This is a genomic window from Curtobacterium sp. 320, from assembly GCF_031455235.1.
Taxonomy (GTDB): Bacteria; Actinomycetota; Actinomycetes; order Actinomycetales; family Microbacteriaceae; genus Curtobacterium.
The window spans coordinates 17,590-36,519 of the sequence record NZ_JAVDSI010000018.1; the positions used below are offsets into that span (position 1 = coordinate 17,590).

An 18,930-nucleotide genomic window follows, 5' to 3' on the forward strand; every position below is an offset into this window, starting at 1 on the left:
CTCAGGTTACGCTGTCCCCGACCGGGAGGAGCGTCGTGGGCGACACGGACCTCGCAGCGCGGCTCCGGACACTCCGGCTCGCAGCCGGCATGACGCTCGAGACCCTCGCGGAACGATCGGGCGTGAGCGTCCGGGGCATCAGCGACATCGAGCGCGGCCGCAGTCGCCACCCGCAGCCCCGCACGATCGAGGCGCTGGTCTCCGGACTCGGGCTCGACGACGCGGCACGTCGATGGCTCCGGGCGCCGCTGGTGGGCGCGGGGCCGGACACCGGACGCACCGATTTCCGCCCGCCGCGCGTGGCGGACTTCACCGGGCGCTCGGGTGAACTCGACCGGCTCGTCGCGGACCTCGACCGGCCGTCGGGCCCGCCGGTCGTCGTCGTCTCCGGACCACCCGGCATCGGGAAGACCGCGCTCGTGACGGAGGCGATCGGACGAGCGTCCGCCGCCGAGCGCCGCGTGTTCGTGGACCTCGCCGGACACGGCCGACCGGCGACGACCGCGTTGGAGGTGCTCCAACGCGTCCTCCGACAGTGCGACCCGGACGATCCGCCCGGCACGTTGGCGGCAGCGAGGGCGCGGTGGTCGGAGCTGTGCTCGGCCGAACGGGTGCTGGTGCACCTCGACAACGTCTCAGGCGAGGACCAGGTCCGACCCGTGCTCGTCGAAGGACGGTCGACCGTCGTCGCGACCTCGCGTCGGACGCTCGCGGGTCTCGACGCGGACCGGATCGTCCTCGACGTGCTCGGACCGGAGGACGGTCGTCGCCTGCTCGAACGCATCGTGCCGGCCGAGCAGCGCGATCCTGCTGCGGTCGACGAGCTCATCGCGCTGTGCGACGGATTCCCCCTCGCGCTCCGCGTCGCCGCCAACCGCATCGCGAGCCGTCCGGCCACGAGCGTGGCGGACCTCGTCGCCCGCATGCGGTCGACCGATCGCCGACTCACGCTGCTCGTGGCCGGCGACGTCTCGGTCGCGGCGGCGATCGCGGTTTCCTACGACGACCTCGACCCGGCGACGGCCGCCGTGTTCCGGGCGACCGCGGCACTCGACGGCGTCACGTTCGGCGCCGACGTCGTCGCGGCGGCGGTCGGCGCGAGCCCAGACGAGACCGAGGCCCGACTCGAAGGACTGGTCGACCTCGGCCTGGTCGAACCCCGGGGCACGCGGTACCGCGTGCACGACATCATCCGGCTGTTCGCGCTCGAGCGGCTCCGCGAAGACGCCCGGACCGAGGCAGCTGCACGCGAGCGGCTCACCCGGTGGTTGCTCGACCGGCTCCTCGCGGCCGGGTCCGCGTTCGTGGTGCCCGGCCGTGCCCCCGTCGCACAACCGGACGCCGATCAGGACGTCGCCCGCGACTGGATCATCGGAGAGGTCGACCACTGGTGGCCGGCCTTCCGTCGGGCCGCCGCGCTCGGGTGGCACGAGATCGTGGTCGCACTCACGACCGTGCTGCAGTGGTTCGGGAACCTCTGGCCGGACTGGGGACGGTGGTACGAGCTCGACCTCGTGGCACAGCGAGCAGCGGACGAGCTCGCGGACGACGCCGCGCGTTCACGAGTGGCGGGACATCTCGCCTGGGCCGCGCACGTCGAACGAGCCGACCACGGACTGGCCACGCAGCACGCGGACGAGGCGCTCGCCGCGGCGGAACGTACCGGTGCCGTCGATCTGATCGCATGGGGGCACTACCACGTCGCCTGGAGCGCACTCGACCGCGGGGATCCGGTCACCGCCGAAGTACACGCACTCGCTGCGGTCGCGGGGTTCGAGAGCGAGGACGACCCGGTCTTCCTGCACCAGGCGCGGGGCATGTTGGGCCTCGCCCTGCAGGCACAGGGTCGGTACGACGAAGCGGTCGCCGCGCTCCGAGCGGCGGTCGACGGCATCGTGGAGGGGCTCGACCCCGTCGACGAACGCGTTCGGTACGCGCAGGCGCTGGCCCGCGCGGCGCTCGCCACCACGCTCCTCGAGTCCGGTGCGCCGAGCGAAGCGCTCGACGTCCTCGACGCCGGGCTCCGGACGCTGCCGGACGACACCGGGACGTCCATCGGGCTGCTGCTCCGTTCGCGGGCGGCGGTGCTGGTGGAGCTCGGACGACCCACCGAGGCGCTGGCCGACGTGGACCGCGCGCTCCGCGCCTTGCCGGCACGCGTTCGTCCTGCCCGCCTGGACGCCCTGCAACGGGAGTTGGCGGCGCTCCGCGACTCACTCACCGGCCCGAGCGGCTGAGGGCCCGCGGGACGAGGGCGTCGCCCGGCGGTCAGACCTCGACGGCGCGTCGTCCAGGAGCGGTCGTGACCTCGTCTCGCAGCGCCGCCAGCGCCCGCGCACCGTCCGTGCCGTCCGCCGCGTGGAAGGCGGTGAGCACGTACCGCTGCGGGCCCGGGACCTCGAGCGTCTGGCACGTGAGGGTCACCCGGCCGTGGCCGTGCACGTCCTGGTCGATCGAGCCGTTGAGGTACGGGCGGGCGTCGTGCCGTGCCCAGAGCCGCCGGAAATCCGGGTCCCGGACGGACAGGGTGCCGATGATCTCCTGCAGCCGCCGATCGCGGGGATCGCTCCCGTACCGCAGCGTCGCCGCGGTCCGGGCGGCGGCCTCCGGCCAGTCCTCCATCACCGCGCGGCCGAACGGCGAGAACACCGCCAGCGGCAGGTTCACCCCGGGTGTCAGCCCGCCGCCCGTCATCGCCCGTGCCAGCGGGTTCACGACCAGGACGTCCTGGTTGCCGTCCATGATGTACGCCGGCGTCCCGGTCCACTGGTCGAGGAGGCCGCTCAGCGTGTCCATGACGCGAGCCGGCGTCGTGTGGTCGTCGGAACGAGCCTCGCCGGTCTGGATCCGGACGAGGCGGTCCATGTGGTCCACCGCGTCCTGGTCCAGGCGGAGCGCACGGCCGAGGGCGTGCAGCACCTGGTCCGACGGTTGGCGATCGCGGCCCTGCTCGAGTCGGAGGTAGTACTCCTGACTGATCCCGGCGCGGCGGGCCACCTCGTCCCGTCGCAGCCCGACGACCCGCCTCGGCGTCGACGACACGATGCCGACGTCCTGCGGCTGCACGAGTGCTCGTCGTGCGCGGAGGTACTCACCCAGAGGCGTGATCGCAGTCGGCATGGCATCGCTCCCGCTCGTCCTCGCTGCACCGTCGTGAACGGTGCTGCATGATGTCGGGTACCAGCCCACCAGGCACCCGGCGTCGGCACCATGCAGAACGCAGGCAGGAATCGAGGAGCACGTGCAGGAACGACCCGACGGCGAGCTCCTCCGGCGGTTGCGCACCACTGCGGGCCGGACGATGGCCGACCTCGCCGACGCCGCCCACGTCGGCGTGCGGACCCTCAGCGACATCGAGCGAGGGGTCGCGCGGCGCCCGCAGCGCGCGACGATCGAGGCGATCGCGACGGCACTCGGCGTGACGTCAGCGGAACGGGACGCGCTGCTGTCGATCGGCCGGGCCCGTCCGTCGACGCCGGCGAGCGCCCCGGACGTCGTCGGCGACTTCACCGGACGCGACACCGAACTCGGCAGGGTGCTCGACCGTCTCCGGGGCGCCCACGCGGGTGCGGTGATCGTGTCCGGCGGCCCCGGGGTCGGCAAGAGCACCTTCGCTGCCGAGGCGCTCCGCGTCCGCGGTGTCCCGTGGATCCACGTCGACCTCGGCGGGCAGACGGCCGCCCCGCTGTCGGCGCTCGACGTCCTCCGCCGTCTCGTCTCCCTCGCCACCGACGGCACGGAAGAGGCACCGGTGATCTTCGACGCGGCGGCAGCACGGTGGCGCGAACTCAGCGCCGACCACCGGCACGCGGTCCTGCTCGACGATGCCGGCAGCGAAGCGCAGGTGCGTCCGGTGGTCGACGCGGCGGGACCGGGGGTGCCGGTGATCGTGACGAGCCGGAGTCCGCTGGCCGGACTCGACGCCGGGCTCCGCCTCCAGGTCGAGCCGATGCCGCGCGCCGATGGCCTCGCGTTGCTCGAGCGGATCGTGCCCGACGCGGCGAGCGAGCCGGCTCTGGCGGCGGTGGCCGAGCACTGCGCGGGGATCCCGCTGGCGCTCCGGATCGCCGGAAGCCGCATCGCGGCACGGACGGACGACGTCGACGGCTTCCTCGGTGCCATGCGCGCCGAGGAGCAACGGCTCGGCGCCCTCCGGCACGGTGACCGCTCGGTCGAGGCCGCGTTCGCCGTCTCCTACGAGCGGCTCCCGTCCGTCACGGCGCAGGTGTTCCGCTCGCTCGCGGTGATCGACGGGACGAGCTTCGATGCACGGACCGGCGGCGCTCCCCTCGGGCTCGACGACGTGACCGCCGAGGACGCACTCGAGGAGTTGGTGGACCTCGGTCTCGTCGAGCCACGCGGTGGGAACCGGTACCACGTGCACGACCTGCTCCGGGCGTTCGGTGCCGACCGGATCGACGCCGAGGACGGTCCCGGCGCGTCCCGTGCGCTGCGGGAGCGACTGCACCGATCGGTCCTCTCGCTCCTCGATCGAGCGGCACGGCGGTTCGCTCCCGAGTCCGCCCGCCGTGACCAGGCCGATCCGGAGTTCGCCGGCCCGGCAGCGGCGAGGCGGTGGATCACCGGTGAGGTCGACCACTGGTGGGCGGCGTTCCGCGCCGCAGTGTCGGGTGGGCTGCACGGCGACGTGATCCGGACCGCGGCCGGTCTCGAGTGGTTCTCCAACCTGTGGCCGGCATGGGGGCACTGGTACGAGCTGTTCGGCGACGCGGTCGACGCCGCGCACGCGGCCGACGACCGAGCGTCGGCAGCGCGGCTCCTCGGTCTGCAGACGTGGGCTGCCCTGATGGAGCGCGGCGACCGGGCCGGTGCGCTCGAGCTCGCCACCAGGGGTCTGACGGACGCCCGTGCGGCGGACGACGACGCCGTGTCCGCGAGCGCCGAGTACCACGTCGCGTGGGCACACCTGGCGCTCCGACAGCCGGATCTCGCGCTGCCGCACATCGATGCCGCGATCGACGGGAACACGAGGACCGGGGACGACGCCGCGCTCGTCCAGTGTCGCTCGATGGCGGGCGCAGCACTCCACCTGCTCGGCCGGCACGCCGAGGCGATCGCGTCCTTCCGAGCGGTCCTCCGCGACCTCGAGCGGGTCGGGGAGGGCGACCCCGGGGCGGTGTTCACCCGGGTGGTCGCGCTGGAGGAGATCGCGAAGTCGGCCAACGCGCTGGGGCGATGGGACGAAGCCCGGGACGCGGCGGACGCGGGGTTCGGTGCGGCGTCGGCACTGTCGTGGGACACGGGTGCTGCTCGCGCGCTCCGACAGCGTGCCGAGGCGCTGTTCGGTTCCGGGGAGGCCGACGGAGCCCGACGCGACGCCGAGCGCGGGATCGCCCTGGTCGACGCCGATCGGGCGGACGCCCAGGCGGCGGTGGTGCTCGGCGAGCTCCGCGCGCTGCTCGAGCGGATCGACGGCCGCGCGCCCTGAGCGGAGACTGTCCCCGGCAGAGACAGGCGCACGGCCTTCCTCGCTGGCTAGCCTGCGACGGTGCAGCGAGACCCTGACGACCGACCCATCGTGCGCGCCCGCGACGTCGAGCACGCCTATCCCGGTCGCGCGGCCGAGCCGGTCCTGCGCGGGGTGTCGCTCGACGTCCAGCGCGGCGAGATGCTGGCGGTCGTCGGCCCGAGCGGCTCCGGCAAGAGCACGCTGCTCGCGTGCCTGTCCGGTCTGGAACGCCCGCTCCGGGGCACCGTGGAGATCGACGGCACCGACATCGGCCCGCTCTCGCGGCAGCGGTCGGCCCGGTTCCGACGCGGTCGGGTCGGCTTCGTCTTCCAGTCGTACAACCTGCTCCCGGCACTCACCGCCCGGGAGAACGTGGCGCTGCCGGCACGCCTGGCGAAACGCCCCGCTGATCGCCGGACGGTCGACGCCGCACTGGAGGCCGTCGGGATGCTCGACTCCGCACACCGGTACCCGGATTCGATGTCCGGCGGACAGCAGCAGCGCGTGGCGATCGCCCGGACGCTCGTCGCACGGCCGCAGGTGGTGTTCGCCGACGAACCGACCGGGGCGCTCGACACGGTGGCCGGCGGCGCGGTGCTCGACCTGCTGCGGCACACCGCCTCGGGGCAGCGTTCGGTCGTCATGGTGACGCACGACCTCGCGGCCGCGGCGCGGGCCGACCGCGCGATCGTCCTGCGGGACGGCGTCGTCCACGCGGAGCTGGTCGCACCGGACGTCGACGCGCTCTTCGACTCGATCGAGCGTGCGTCGGTACGCGCATGATCCTCGTCCGCCTGGCGGCAGCCGATCTCCGCACGTCGTGGCGCGTCTGGGCCGGCCTGTGCGCGGTGTCCGCGGTCGCCGCACTGGCAGGCAGCGTCCCCGGTGTGCTCGTGGTCGGCGGCCTGCGGACACCCGGGGTCCGGGGGCTGGCGCTGCTGTCCATCGCGGGCACGACCGCCGCGTTCGGGCTCATCGCGATCCTCGTGGTGGTGTCCGCCGTGGTGCGGCTCACCGCGGGGCTCCTGGAGCGGACGTACGCCCTCTGGCAGCTGGCCGGCGTCACTCCTCGAGGGGTCCGTGTGACGGTGCTCGTCCAGACCGCACTCGTCGCCGTGCTCGGCGCCGTGGTCGGAGCGGCCGCGGCTGGCGTCGTCGTCCCGGCCGCCGTCGACGCAGCCCTGGCCGGAGCCTCCGGACTCGACGGGGTCCGGGTGGCCGCTTCCTGGGCCGAGGCCGTCGTCGTCGTCGGGCTGACGGTCACCGCCGCGGTCGTCGCCGGGCTCTCGGGGAGCCGCCGCGCCGCCACGACCCCGCTGCTGCTCGGTGTCGGACCGGGTGTGCGCGGACGTCGACCGCCGATCCTCCGTGCCACGGTCGCGGCACTGCTGACGGCGCTCGCGGCGAGCATGCTCGCCGGACTCCCGGCGTCCGTACCGGACGGCGCGGCGTCGGCACTCCTCATCGGTCCGGTGCTGGTCGCGGCGGTCGCCGTCCTCGGCAGGTCGGTCGGTGCACCCGTCGTCCGGCTCTGGACGGCGGCGGTGCCGGCGAGCGCGTCGGTGTCCTTCGCTCTCGCGCGCGCAGCTGTCCGGCGGGCTGCGGCTCGGAGCGACACGACGCTCGCGGCGCTCCTGGTGGCCGTGGCCCTGCCGACGGCGCTCGTCGGGGGTCAGCGGACGGCGGCGACAGCGACCGGAGACGACGCGACCGGGAGCGGCTCAGCGGTGACGACCGTCCTCGTCCTCAGCGGCCCGGTCCTGCTCGCCGCCGTCGGGGCCGCGGCGACGGCGGCGATGGCGGCTCGGGACCGCGCGCAGGAGCGCGAGCAGCTCCTGGCCGTCGGCGCGACCCCGGCCTTACCAGTGGCCGTCGCGGCACTCGAGGGTGTCGTCCTCGGGGTGAGCGGCACGCTCATCGCCGCGGCCACCGTGGGCGTCTCCGTCATCGCGGAGTGGGCGGTGCTCGTCGGGCGGTACCCGTCGACCAGGCCGATCGTCCCCGTCGCGGTCCTGGTGGCGATCGGCGCGCTGTGCACGGCTCTCGTCGTGCTGTCGTCCCTCCTGCCGGCCGTGCCGGGGCGGACACGGAGGAGGACCTCGCCGGGCGACTGACGGCGACGTATGCTCACACCGTGCCCGAACGCGCCTCGCAACTGGTCGGCCGCGACGCCGAACTCCTCGTCCTGGCCGGTGCCCTGGACCACGCCCGGCGGGGGCACGGTACCGCGGTCCTGGTCGACGGCGATCCCGGCATCGGCAAGAGCGCCCTGCTCGAGACCGTCGCCGCGGACGCCACCGCGGACGTCCGGTTCGTCCTCCGTGCCCGTGGGGTCCGCAGCGGGACCGAGATCCCGTTCGGCGGCCTGCACGAGCTGCTCCACCCGCTCCTGCCCTTCGGGGCCGCCCTCCCCGATCGTCAGGCTTCGGCCCTCGACGTCGCCTTCGGCCGTCGTGACGGACCGGCCCCCGACCGGCTCCTGCTCGGCATCGCCGTGCTCGGGCTGTTCGAGGAGGCGAGCAGCCACGGGACCGTGGTGGCACTCGTCGACGATCTGCACTGGACGGACCGGACCTCGCTCGAGGCGCTCCTCTTCGTCGCATCGCGGGTCCGCGGACTCCCCGTCCTCCTCGTCGCGACGACCCGGAGCGGTACCCCTGTCGGTGACCACGAGGACGCGTTCCCGACCGTGCTCCACGTCGGTCCGCTCGACGACGCCGCGGCGGACCGACTGCTCACCGACGTCGCGGACCACCTGCCGACCGGGGAACGGGCACGGGTGCGTCGGGAGTCGTACGGCAACCCGCTCGCCCTGCTCGAGTTCTCCGCGCCCGTCGCCGGCACTGCGCGCGGACCACTGTCCGAACGCATGTCCGCCCGACTCGAGCGGACGTTCCTCGCCGGTGTCCTGCTGCTCCCGGAGACGACCCAGCGGGCGTTGCTCGTCGCGGTCGCCGGAGAGGACGCCACCGCACGGGAGCTCGAGCAGGCACTCGTGGGTGTCGGGCTCGGCGCAGGCGAGTTGGCGACCCTCGAGCGCGAGGGTCTGCTGCGGCGTGACGGCGACCGGTTCGTGCCACGGCACCCGCTGGTGGGGTCGGCGCACTACGACGCCGCCGATCCGGTCCGTCGGCGCGAGGTCCACCACGCCCTGGCACTGGCGGTCCGTTCGCCCAGTCGCCGTGCGATCCACCGGGCCGAGGCGACGACCGGCCTCGACGAGGCGGTCGCCGTTGAACTCGACGCCGTGGCGAGTGCTGCGCTCCGGCAGGGCGCCCCCGCCGAGGCGGCATCGGCGTGGCGGCGAGCCGCCGACCTCTCGCCCGACCCGACCCAGCAGGCGAACCGGTTGGTGGAGGCCGCCGAGGCAGCCCGACGCGCCGGCGCCTCGGGTGAGGCGTCCGCCTTGCTCGACCGTGCCAAGCCGCTCACCGACCTGTCGGACGGCCGCGCACAGCACCGGTTCGCGCGCGCGGAGTGGATGCTGAGCATGACCGCGGACCACCGCGGTCGGACGGCCGAGGAGCTCGTGGCGTTCGCGACGACCCGGGCAGATCCGACCGAGCGTGCCGAGGTCCTGCTGTGGGCGGCGGCGAAGTGCTACATCCACCAGGAGGCGGACGCCGTCCGAGCGCTCGTGGCCGCCACGGTGGAGGACGTCGACCACGCTCCGGGCGGACGCGGGGACGCCGACGACGCGGTCCTCGCCGAGGTGGCACTCGCCCTCGTCCGTCCCGGGCAGCGTCTCGACGAGCGCACCGTGGACCGGTTCCTCGCCCGTGCACAGGCGACCGACGGCGTCATCGTGAACTGCCTGGCGTTCGCCGCCGAGGAGTCCGGCGACATGGCCACGTCGGACCGGTGCTGGACCGCTGGCGTCCGGCTGTTCCACGACGCGGCACGCACGAGCGACGAGACCACCGCTCTGTGTGGACGTGCCTCACCCCGCGTCACGGCGGGCCACCTCACCGACGGACTCGCCGACGCCGATCGCGCGGAGCGTCTCAGCCGCGAGCTCGACCTCCCGGTGGTCGCCGGGATGGCGCTCTCCGAGGCGGCGCGGGCCCTCGTGCGGGCCGGGGACACGGCCACGGCCCGGACACGACTCGCGGCCCTGGACGAGATCCCGGTGGCCGGCGCCTTCGCGCGCATCGTCGCGACCGCCGCGTGGGCGGCAGCACTCATCGCCGTCGACGAGGGACGCCACGAGGACGCCGTGGCACACCAGGTGCGCACGCGGGCGAACGGCGCGGTGGCGCTGTGGGCGGGCGCCGACGTGGTCGAGTCGGCGGTCCGCGCGGGCGACACCGACTCGGTCCGTGCCTGGCTGACGGACGCCGCCGCTGCGGCCGCCACGACCGGCTCGCCGCACCTCGCGCTGCTCGTCGAGCGGACGCGCGGTCTCCTCGCACCGGACGACGAGACGGCCCTCGGGCACCTCGCCGCGGCGGTCGACCTCGGTTCGGCGATCGACACACCGTTCGACCTCGCGGTCGCGCGACTGCACCTGGGTGAACGGCTGCGGCGCGTCCGCCGGATCGTCGATGCACGTCAGCACCTGTCCGAGGCGGCCCGGCTGTTCGACCGCATCGGCGCCCGCAACTGGGCCGCGCGCGCCGCGTCCGAACTCCGGGCGACCGGTGGACAGTCGACGGACCGGACGTCGACGGACCGGGCGCCGGCTCGACTCCTCACCGCGCAGGAGCTCCTCGTGTCGCGCATGGCGGCGACCGGGCGCACCAACAAGGAGATCGCGGACGAGGTCTACCTCTCGCACCGGACGGTCGCGGCGCACCTGTCCCGGGCGTTCACGAAGCTCGGCATCAGCAGACGGTCCCAGCTGGCCGGTGCGCTGCGGCCCTCGGACCGTTCCGACTGAGGGCGCGAGCAGACGGTCACGCCACGCGTCCGACCTCGCTGGCGGCCGAGCGAGCGCCGAGACCGCGGCGCATCGCGGTGAACCGCTGCAACGCCAGGGCCGCTGCCGTCCCCGGTTCGGCGGTCAGGGTCATCACCGACCGCCCGCTGCCGCCCGGGACGGCCAGCGAGTGGCACGTGAGCTCGACCGGTTCGGCGGTGGCGAGTCGGATCCGAGCGACCCACGTGACCTGCTGCTCGACGTCGTGCCGGGCCCACAGTTCCCGGAAGGTCGCGTCCCGGATCGCCAGGGTCCCGACGACCTCGCGGTGACGGGCGTTCCTCGGATCACCGTGGAACCGCAGGTTGGCGACCGCCCGTCGGGCGTCGTCCTCCCAGTCGATGACCTCGGCGCGCGCGCGGTCGGTGAACAGGTGGAACAGGAAGTTCGTCCCTGGCAGCAGCCGCGGCCTGATCGCCCGGGCCAACGTGTTCGATGCCAGGACGTCCTGCTCGGCGCTCATGAGCATCGCGGGCACGCCGGACAGTCCGTCGACGAGCTCGAGCAGTGCGGGCTCGACCGGTGGGGGCGGTCCCGCCCCTTCGTCGGTGGTGTTCCCGGTCTGGCCGCCCTCGTCGAGTCGGGCGAGCCGGTGCATGTGCTCGAGCGCGACGTCGTCGAGGCGCAGGGCCCGCACGATCGCGCCGAGCACCTGGTGCGAGGGCCTCCGGTCCCGGCCCTGCTCGAGCCGGAGGTAGTACTCCTGGCTGATCCCGGCCAGTCCCGCCACCTCGCTGCGGCGGAGTCCCGGCACCCGCCGGGCCCGTGAGGAGTCGATGCCAACGTCGGCCGGTCGGACGAGGGCCCGGCGTGCGCGGAGGTACTCGCCGAGGAAGGAGGTCTGAGCGGGCATCGTGTCTCCCGGGTCGTGGCGAGCGTTCCCGGGACGTCCGGCAACCGTGCTCCACGTTGCCGCTGGTCGTCCCCTCCGGGCATCGGTCGAATGACCACATGTCGGCGGCTCGACCGGATCGCGCCGATGGTGTCCCCGCCGGGGACACGATGCCGTCGACGACCGGGCCGTACGCTCCGTCCGTGAGCACGGACGACGGGGTCGACCACCCACGAGCACTGCTCGGCAGGCTCGTGCTGCCGTGGCGGACGGTCCCCGCGGTCGTCTACGACCGACACCTGACCGTCCGGGTGGCGAACGCGTTGGCCGGGGCCGTGCACCCGACGTTCCGGTCCGGTGCGAACCTCGCGCGGGCGACGTTCCTGCGGCCTGAGGGCGACGAGGCGTTCCGCGCGTCGTCGGAGACGGCGGAGGCGGTGCCGCTCGGCGCCCGCGTCGTCGCGGAGCTGCGGCGCTCCCTCGACGAGCACGAGGAGGACCGCGGGTACGTCGAACTGGTCGGGGAGCTCGCGGCCCGGAGCGAGGCCTTCGCTCGACTCTGGGCTGGGCCGGACACTGCGGATCCGGACGGGGTCGTCGGCTTCGACAACCCCGTGGTCGGTCACCTGGCCCTCGCCTACCACCGGTTCGCGGTGCCCGGCCCGGACGGCGACACGCTGCTGTTGTGGCGTGGCGCGGACGAGCAGTCCGCCCGCCGCCTGTCGAGCCTCGCCGACAGCCTCGCCGACTGACAGCCTCGCCGACTGACAGCCCCCGCCGCGGCCACCCCACCCGGCCCGGCTGACCGGTCCCGCCCGGCCGGCCGGACCCGGCCCACCGCGCACGCCTCAGCGCGCGACGACGACCTTTCCGATCGCGGTCCCGCCCGCCACCTGACGGTGCGCCTCGCGGAGGCCGGCCGGGTCGAGCCCCCGGACGACCGACGTCGCGGTGGTCCGCACGCGACCCGCGTCCACGAGGTCCGCCAGCGCATCGAGGAGCAGGCCCTGCTCGCCCATGTCCGGCGTCCCGAACGCCGATCGGGTGAACATGAGCTCCCAGTGCCAGGCGATCGACTTCCGCTTGAGCGGGTAGAGGTCGAGTCCGCGCGGGTCGTCGATCGCGGTGATCTGGCCGAACGGGCGGACCAGATCGGCGAAGGCGGTGACGTTGCCCGCCGAGTGCGCGGTGAAGACGTAGTCGACCCCGTCCGGCGCGACCGACCGCACGCCGCCGACGAGGTCGTGGTGGTCCACGACGTGGTCGGCTCCCATCGACGACACCCAGTCGCGGCTCTCGGAGCGGCCGGCGGTCCCGAGCACCGTGAGGCCGGTGCGCGCCTTCGCGAGCTGGACGAGCACCGACCCGACACCGCCGGGTGCTCCGACGACGAGCAGGGTGCCGGTACTCGACTCCGTCAGGCGGAACCGGTCGAACAGTGTCTCCCAGGCGGTGATCCCCGTGAGCGGGAGCGCCGCGGCCTCGGCGTGGTCCAGCGTCGCGGGGCGGCGACCGACGAGGCGTTCGTCCACGAGGTGCAGCTCGGCGTTCGTCCCCGGGCGGTCGAGGGTGCCGGCGTACCACACGGCGTCACCGACGGAGAACCGGGTGACCTCCGAGCCGACCGCCTCGACGACGCCGGAGGCGTCCCAGCCCAGTTGCTTCGTCCCGGACCGCAGGCCCTGCCGGGTCTTCGTGTCCACCGGGTTCACCGACACCGCCTCGACCCGGACGAGCAGGTCGTGCGGGCGGACCGGGTGGAGGGGGACGTCGCGGACGACGAACGCGTCCTCGTCGCGGACCGAGCGTCCGCCCTGGGCGAGGAACGCACGGGTCGTGGTCGGGACGTCCCGTCCGGTTCGGTGTGTGGCAGTGTCGGTCATGGCGGTCCTCCGTGCGGGTCGCGTCGGCGGGTGACCGACCGGAGGCGCGGATCGCCTCGTGCAGGCACGGTACGTCCGCACGTGGCCGGTCCGCGTGGCTCCGTCGGGGACACGCTCGCGCCGCCTGTCCCTGCGAGGGGATGGTCCTCGGGGGGACACGTGCGGAGCACCCCACCGGCCGTAGCGTCCTCGGTGTCGCGACGACGTGACCCCGACCGAGGAGACCTGCGATGACGATCTCGTTCCCGCCCCTGCCCGCCGTGCTGCACGTTGGAGCGGGAGCCGCCACCCCTGCCGTGCAGACCCTGCTCCTGCCCGTGCCGACGCCCGCGACCGAACGGCCGGGGGTCCGGCGGTGAACCCGCTGCGGGCGGTCCTGCACGTGCTCAGGGCGGACCCGGACCAGTGGCGTCGACGCGGGCTCCGGTCCCCGCGCGAGATCGCCGTGCTGGTGGCGGAGCGGTCGCTCCCCGACGATCCGTCGTACCGGGACTTCTTCGTCCCGTCCCCGTGACCCGGGCGCACGGCGAATGGCCCGGCCCCGAGGGGCCGGGCCGTCCGACGTACCGGGCGTCAGGCTGCGCCGTCGAGCACCGCGACGTCCCTCGGGGACAGGACGACCGACGCCGCCGCGACGTTCTCCTCGAGGTGGTCCACGCTGGACGTCCCGGGGATCGGCAGCACGTTCGGAGCGTGCTGCAGCAACCACGCGAGGGCCACCTGCGACGGTGAGGCGCCGGCCCGTGCCGCCATCGCCCCGAGTGCTCCGGCGCCGCGCGTGAGGCCGCCGGTCGCCAACGGGAACCACGGGATGAAGCCGATGCCGAGTTCCGCGGTGACCCGGACCAGGTCCTCGGAGGAACGCTCGACCAGGTTGTACAGGTTCTGCACCGTGGCGATCGGCAGGATCCGCTGCGCGGCGAGGAGCTCCGGGACGCTCACCTCGCTCAGGCCGACGTGCCGGATGAGTCCCTCGGCGCGGAGTGCCGCGAGGGTCCCGAGCTGCTCGTCGAGCGGCACCCGCTGGTCGATGCGGTGCAACTGGTACAGGTCGATCCGCTCGAGTCGCAGGCGGCGGAGGCTGCCCTCGACGGCGGCGCGCAGGTGCTCCGGGCGACCGTCGACGACCCATTCGCCCCGTGGTCCCCGGACGAACCCGCCCTTCGTCGCGATGACGACGTCCGATCGGTACGGGGCCAGCGCCTCGCCGATGAGTCCTTCCGCGACCTCGGGGCCGTAGGCGTCCGCGGTGTCGACGAGCGTCACGCCCAGCTCGACGGCGCGGCGGAGCACGGCGCGGGCGCCCTCCGGGTCGCGGGACGGGCCGAACGCATTCCGGCCGGCGAGCTGCATCGAGCCGAACCCGAGTCGGGCGACGGGCAGGTCCCCGCCGATCAGGAAGGTACCGGCGGCGGCGGCTGAGACGCCGTGGAGATCGGTGGTGAGGGTCATGGTGATCCTGTTCGTTGACGTGGAGTGACCGGGAGGAGGGCGGGTCACGCGGTGTGGACTGCCGCGCGCTCCCTGCGGGACCGCGCGGTCAGACCGATCCCGGCGGCGACGGCCGCGATCGCCACGAGCGCGGCGTACGCGGCGCCGACGCCGGCGAGTCCGACGGCGCCGGTGAAGAACCCGGCGACGAGCACCGGAACCCCGTAGGCGGCGTACGCGACCAGGTAGACGGCGGCGAAGAGGCCGCCACGGGTCGCGTTGTCGGCGAGTGGTCCGAGGATCCGCAGGGAGGAGCCGAACGCGGCGCCCTGGCCCGACCCGCCGACGACGGCGGCCGCGACGAGCAGCGGGAGGTCCGCGGAGAGGATCGCCGACCCGGCGCCGATCGCGCCGAGCAGCAGCAGCGCGGCACCGACCGCGGTCGCGATCCGGGCGGTGGCGCGTGAGAAGAGCATGCCGGCCACCGCGGCGGCCGCCGGTTGCAGCGCGACGACGGCCGCGCTGGCGGTCCCGCCGTCGATGCCGAACACGCCGTCGTCGAGACGTGGGCCGAGTCCGAGGAACAGCCCGGAGAACATCCAGCCGGCGACCGTCAGCGGGGCGAGCACGGCGAACCACGCTCGTGCTGCACCGGGCACCGCGAGCACCGGCCGCAGGGACATGAGTGCGCCGGCGTGCCGGTCAGCGGTCTCGTCGGCCGCGAGGACCGCGGCGATGCCGACGAGCAGGACGACCCCGAGGGTCAGGAAGACGGCGGCGGTGGGGTCCGGGGTGAACTGTGCCGCGATCCCGCCTCCGAACGCCCCGAGCGCGAGCCCGCCGACGGGAGCGGCACTGGTCAGCACGGTCATCGTGCGACGGTGTCGTTCGCTCGACAGCTCGATGATGGCCGCCGTGAACGTACTGGTGGCGGCTCCCGTCGCGATCCCCTGCACGGCCCGCGCGGCGATCACCCACCCGATCGAGTCGGCGAGCAGGAACAGGACGCTCGCGATGAGCATGAGCACGAGCGCCCCGATGAGGACGGGCCGACGCCCGATGGGGTCGGACAGCCGTCCGGCCACGAGGAGTGTCCCGAGCAGGGTGACCGCGTACACCGTGAACGCCGTCGTCAGCTGCCAGTCGGGGAAGCCCCACGCCGACTGGTACACGACGAACAGCGGGCTGCCGGCACCCGCTCCGAACGCCACCGCGACGGACGCGACGACGACGCCGATCAGGGCGAGGCGTCGGTACGGGGCCGAGGTGCGGCGGGAGCCACTCGACTCGGACCTGCGGAGCAGCCCCAGCGAGCGGACCGCGATGCTGCCGACGATGCCGGTCGCGACCGCGACGACGACCCAGGCGAGGACGGTCCCCAGGGTGCCAAGGCCGGCGGTGGAGAGCAGTCGCACCGCGTACGTGGCGCTCGCCGCCGTCGTGAACGTCATCGCCCAGAACCCGATCGCGAACCCGCTCCGGACGTACCGGCGCACGAGGAAGGCGTGTGGGAGCAGGAAGGCGACCATGGTGCCCGCGAGGGCGGTGTCGACGACGGAACCCGCGCCTCCCGTCATGGTCCACCAGGCGTTGCCGGCGACCGCCGGCGGCGCGGACAGGATGGCGAGCGTCGGCAGGAGCGGCGGCGGCACGGCGGGTCCGGTGGCGAACCGTGCGATGAGCACCGCGCCCACGAGCAGCCAGAACAGCACCCCGGTCGCGAAGTACCCCATCGCCAGGTCGTGGTGTCCGATCACGGCGAGTGACTGCGCACTGAGCAGCGAGCCGGCCACGGTCGGCAGCAGGTAGCCGCCGTGCAGGGAGGCGGCTTCGCGGGGAGACGTGAGGAGATCGGTGACGAACCAGGCGCCGAAGGCGGTCGTGAGCGCCAGCATCGTCCAGACGCCGACGGCACCGGCGACGGGCGCCCAGGTCGCGAGGTGGGCGGCGAGCAGCGAGCCGACGGCGGGGACGAGCGCGGCGAACGGCCCGAGCACGGGGTGTCGGAGGTCGGCGCCGATGGCACGGAGCCCTCCGGGGCGGTGGAGGTACCGGACGATCGTGACGGCCCAGGCGATCGCGGCGGCGGCCCACAGGACCTCGCCGATCGCCGTGGGCGCACCGAGCAGGCTGCCGGCGGCCGTCCAGGTACCGGCGAGTCCGGCGGTGCCGAACGCGATGCCGAAGGTGTTCAGGGGGAGCCGGGGGTGGTGCGTGGCCGTGGTGTTCATCATGCCTCCTGTGGCGGTGCCGCTGTAACCATCCAGAGTGGTTGCGTATTCCGGGGCGCGAGCGGTGACGGACTGGAGGCGCGGTGCGGGCTGGCGCCGCGCCTCCAGTCCGGTGGTGGGTCGCGTCAGCCCTTGATCCAGGCGAGGACGTCCTGCTGCAGGACCGCGCGGTAGTCGCCGTGGATGCCGTGGGGGGCGCCGGGGTAGGTCTTGAGGGTGCCGTCGGCGACGAGCTCGATGGCCTTGCGTGCGGCGTCGTCGATGGGGACGATCTGGTCGTCCTCGCCGTGGTTGATGAGGATCGGCACGGTGAGCGCCCTCAGGTCCTCGCTCTGCTCGGTCTCGGAGAAGGCCTTGACGCAGTCGTACGCGGCGGACAGGTTCACGTTCTGGCCCTGGCGCCAGAAGTCGAGCTTCGCGCCGTACGAGACGTCGCGGCCGTGGTTGGCGCCGAAGAAGCTCTCGGAGAGGTCGAGCCAGAACTGCGACGCGTCCTCGAGGACGCCGGCACGGATGCCGTCGAACACGTCGATCGGGGAGCCCTCGGGGTTGCTGTCGGACTTCACCATGATCGGCGGGATCGCGCCGGCCGTGACGACCTTCGCGACGCGGCCGTTCGCGTACTGCGCGGCGTAGCGGACGACCTCGCCGCCGCCGGTGGAGTGTCCGAAGACGATCACGTCGTGCAGGTCGAGGTGCTCGATGAGCGCGGCGAGGTCCTTCGCGTACTGGTCGATGGTGTGGCCGACGGCGGTCTTCTCGGAACGGCCGTGGCCGCGGCGGTCGTGGGCGATGGTGCGGTAGCCGTTGTCGCTGAAGAACTTCAGTTCCGGCTGCCAGGCGTCGGAGCTGAGCGGCCAGCCGTGCGCGAAGACGATGGGCTGTCCCTCGCCCTGCTCGGTGTAGTACATCTCGATGCCGTCGGGAGTGGTGAACGTGGGCATTGCAGGCTCCTTGCGTCGTGGTCTGGTGCCGGACGAAGGTCGTCGGCGATCGTCACGCTAGGAGCGGTGCGCGCGGCAGGGCGTGTCCCCGTCGGGACCACCCACGGCCTCCGGTGCGACCGCACGGGTGACCCGGGCGGGGACACGCTGCGACGGTGCGCGGTCCCTAGCGTCGGCTGCGTCCACGACGAAGGGAACCAGCCCATGACCGATCTCACCCTCACCCAGGCGCACGCCGCCATCGCCGCCGCCGAGGCGAAGGCCGCCGAACTCGGCGTCCCCTCGACCGTCACCGTCCTGGACCGGGGCGCACGCGTCGTCGCGGTCGCCCGGCAGGACGGCGCACCGCTGGTGTCCGTCGACGCCAGTGCCGCGAAGGCCCGCACCGCGGTGTCGTTCGGTGCCGCGTCCGGCGACCTGGCCGGCGCCGTCCAGCCCGGTGCACCGCTCTACTCGCTCGGGGCGGCCAGCCACGAGCCGCTCACGTTCGTCGCGGGCGGTGTCCCGGTGACCGACGCAGCCGGTTCCGTCATCGGTGCCGTGGGGTCGAGCGGCGGGTCCCCGGACCAGGACCTCGTGATCGCGGAAGCCGCGGTCGCCGCGCTCTGAACCACCGGTGTCCCCGCCCGCGCTGACTGGCCCGGGCGGGGACACGCACGTCCGGGGGCGGCCGATCTACCGTCCCGACATGCACACCGAGATCACCGAGTACACCGCCGACCGATTCTCCATCCCCATGGCGCAGCCCTTCGACGAGGTCGTCGCGGCGTTCGAGCTGGCCGTGCCGCCGCTCGACCAGACGAGCCTGACCGAAGCACTGGCGCGGCACCGCGACTGGGACACGGTCGAGACCTGGACCGAGCAGCACGCACCCCGTGGCTTCATCCGGTACTGGCGGAACGAACCGACCGCGTTGATGGCCATCGCCGGGCACCGGTCGTCGTGTGTCTCGTACCTGGTGGGGAACCACGTCGTCGCGGAACGGATGTACCGGTTCGACCCGCGCGTGATGGGGCTCGCGCCGTTCCGCGTGACCATCTCGCAGCGGCCCGGGGACCCGGTCCTGCTCACCGCCGACGTGCCGAGCGCGTCGTTCGGCTCCTTCGGTGACGGGCGCATCACCGCCGTGGCCCACGGTCTGGACCGCGAGTTCGCGGAGCTGCTCATCGCACTCGGCGCTCCGGTCCCCGAAGTCCTGGCGGAGCTGTGACGGCGTGCCCG

At 74.0% G+C, this 18,930-nt stretch carries 16 protein-coding genes; 10 read left to right on the top strand and 6 right to left on the bottom strand.

Annotation, left to right across the window (positions count from 1 at the left end; translation table 11 throughout):
• Positions 1-35 precede the first annotated feature (35 nt).
• A complete protein-coding gene (locus tag J2X60_RS17290; protein ID WP_071295123.1) occupies positions 36-2,237 on the top strand; it encodes a helix-turn-helix domain-containing protein in 2,202 nt (733 codons plus the stop codon).
• Positions 2,238-2,268: 31 nt separating this feature from the next.
• On the opposite strand, the gene J2X60_RS17295 is transcribed toward J2X60_RS17290, so the two are convergent.
• Positions 2,269-3,120 carry a helix-turn-helix domain-containing protein gene (locus tag J2X60_RS17295; protein ID WP_071295124.1) on the bottom strand — a complete coding sequence of 284 codons (852 nt, stop codon included), beginning with the start codon at positions 3,118-3,120 and terminating at the stop codon, positions 2,269-2,271.
• Between the two features lie 121 nt (positions 3,121-3,241).
• Between J2X60_RS17295 and J2X60_RS17300 the strand changes: the two genes are divergently transcribed.
• The 4 genes from J2X60_RS17300 to J2X60_RS17315 are packed head-to-tail and all read left to right on the top strand — an operon-like array spanning position 3,242 to position 10,349.
• Positions 3,242-5,449 (top strand): helix-turn-helix domain-containing protein, encoded by a 2,208-nt coding sequence (locus J2X60_RS17300; protein ID WP_309889264.1) that lies wholly within the window; start codon positions 3,242-3,244, stop codon positions 5,447-5,449.
• A gap of 60 nt (positions 5,450-5,509) precedes the next feature.
• Positions 5,510-6,253, top strand: coding sequence for an ABC transporter ATP-binding protein (locus J2X60_RS17305; protein ID WP_309889266.1), 744 nt, complete (start codon positions 5,510-5,512; stop codon positions 6,251-6,253).
• Positions 6,250-7,584: a hypothetical protein gene (locus J2X60_RS17310; RefSeq protein WP_309889267.1), complete on the top strand. Its 1,335-nt coding sequence runs from the start codon at positions 6,250-6,252 to the stop codon at positions 7,582-7,584. The genes J2X60_RS17305 and J2X60_RS17310 overlap by 4 nt, the downstream gene beginning before the upstream one ends.
• A 20-nt stretch (positions 7,585-7,604) precedes the next feature.
• The gene (locus J2X60_RS17315) at positions 7,605-10,349 is read left to right on the top strand and encodes an AAA family ATPase (protein WP_309889269.1); all 2,745 of its coding nucleotides are present in this window, start codon (positions 7,605-7,607) and stop codon (positions 10,347-10,349) included.
• Between the two features lie 16 nt (positions 10,350-10,365).
• Here the strand turns inward: J2X60_RS17315 and J2X60_RS17320 are convergent, their stop codons facing one another.
• Positions 10,366-11,241 (bottom strand): helix-turn-helix transcriptional regulator, encoded by an 876-nt coding sequence (locus J2X60_RS17320; protein ID WP_309889271.1) that lies wholly within the window; start codon positions 11,239-11,241, stop codon positions 10,366-10,368.
• Positions 11,242-11,423: 182 nt separating this feature from the next.
• Here J2X60_RS17320 and J2X60_RS17325 point away from each other — a divergent pair, with 182 nt between their 5' ends.
• Positions 11,424-11,972: a hypothetical protein gene (locus J2X60_RS17325; RefSeq protein WP_139201892.1), complete on the top strand. Its 549-nt coding sequence runs from the start codon at positions 11,424-11,426 to the stop codon at positions 11,970-11,972.
• A gap of 96 nt (positions 11,973-12,068) precedes the next feature.
• Here J2X60_RS17325 and J2X60_RS17330 read toward each other — a convergent pair whose 3' ends face one another.
• Positions 12,069-13,103 (bottom strand): zinc-binding alcohol dehydrogenase family protein, encoded by a 1,035-nt coding sequence (locus tag J2X60_RS17330; protein WP_071295130.1) that lies wholly within the window; start codon positions 13,101-13,103, stop codon positions 12,069-12,071.
• A 230-nt stretch (positions 13,104-13,333) separates the two neighbouring features.
• Here J2X60_RS17330 and J2X60_RS17335 point away from each other — a divergent pair, with 230 nt between their 5' ends.
• Both J2X60_RS17335 and J2X60_RS17340 read left to right on the top strand, forming a co-directional pair.
• On the top strand, positions 13,334-13,462 hold the full coding sequence (locus J2X60_RS17335; RefSeq protein ID WP_261645759.1) for a hypothetical protein: 129 nt from the start codon (positions 13,334-13,336) through the stop codon (positions 13,460-13,462).
• Entirely contained in the window at positions 13,459-13,617 is a 159-nt protein-coding gene (locus tag J2X60_RS17340; protein ID WP_175473759.1) for a hypothetical protein, read from the top strand. The genes J2X60_RS17335 and J2X60_RS17340 overlap by 4 nt, the downstream gene beginning before the upstream one ends.
• A 59-nt stretch (positions 13,618-13,676) precedes the next feature.
• Here J2X60_RS17340 and J2X60_RS17345 read toward each other — a convergent pair whose 3' ends face one another.
• The 3 genes from J2X60_RS17345 to J2X60_RS17355 all read right to left on the bottom strand — a co-directional run bounded on the left by J2X60_RS17345 (position 13,677) and on the right by J2X60_RS17355 (position 17,709).
• A complete protein-coding gene (locus J2X60_RS17345) occupies positions 13,677-14,555 on the bottom strand; it encodes an aldo/keto reductase (RefSeq protein ID WP_071295131.1) in 879 nt (292 codons plus the stop codon).
• A 44-nt stretch (positions 14,556-14,599) separates the two neighbouring features.
• Entirely contained in the window at positions 14,600-16,768 is a 2,169-nt protein-coding gene (locus tag J2X60_RS17350) for an MFS transporter (RefSeq protein WP_309889276.1), read from the bottom strand.
• Positions 16,769-16,890: 122 nt separating this feature from the next.
• Entirely contained in the window at positions 16,891-17,709 is an 819-nt protein-coding gene (locus J2X60_RS17355) for an alpha/beta fold hydrolase (protein WP_071295132.1), read from the bottom strand.
• 204 nt (positions 17,710-17,913) lie between these two features.
• On the opposite strand from J2X60_RS17355, the gene J2X60_RS17360 reads away from it, so the two are divergent.
• Both J2X60_RS17360 and J2X60_RS17365 read left to right on the top strand, forming a co-directional pair.
• Positions 17,914-18,318: a heme-binding protein gene (locus J2X60_RS17360; protein ID WP_071295133.1), complete on the top strand. Its 405-nt coding sequence runs from the start codon at positions 17,914-17,916 to the stop codon at positions 18,316-18,318.
• A 79-nt stretch (positions 18,319-18,397) separates the two neighbouring features.
• Positions 18,398-18,919: a hypothetical protein gene (locus J2X60_RS17365; protein ID WP_261645755.1), complete on the top strand. Its 522-nt coding sequence runs from the start codon at positions 18,398-18,400 to the stop codon at positions 18,917-18,919.
• The last annotated feature ends 11 nt before the right edge of the window (positions 18,920-18,930 follow it).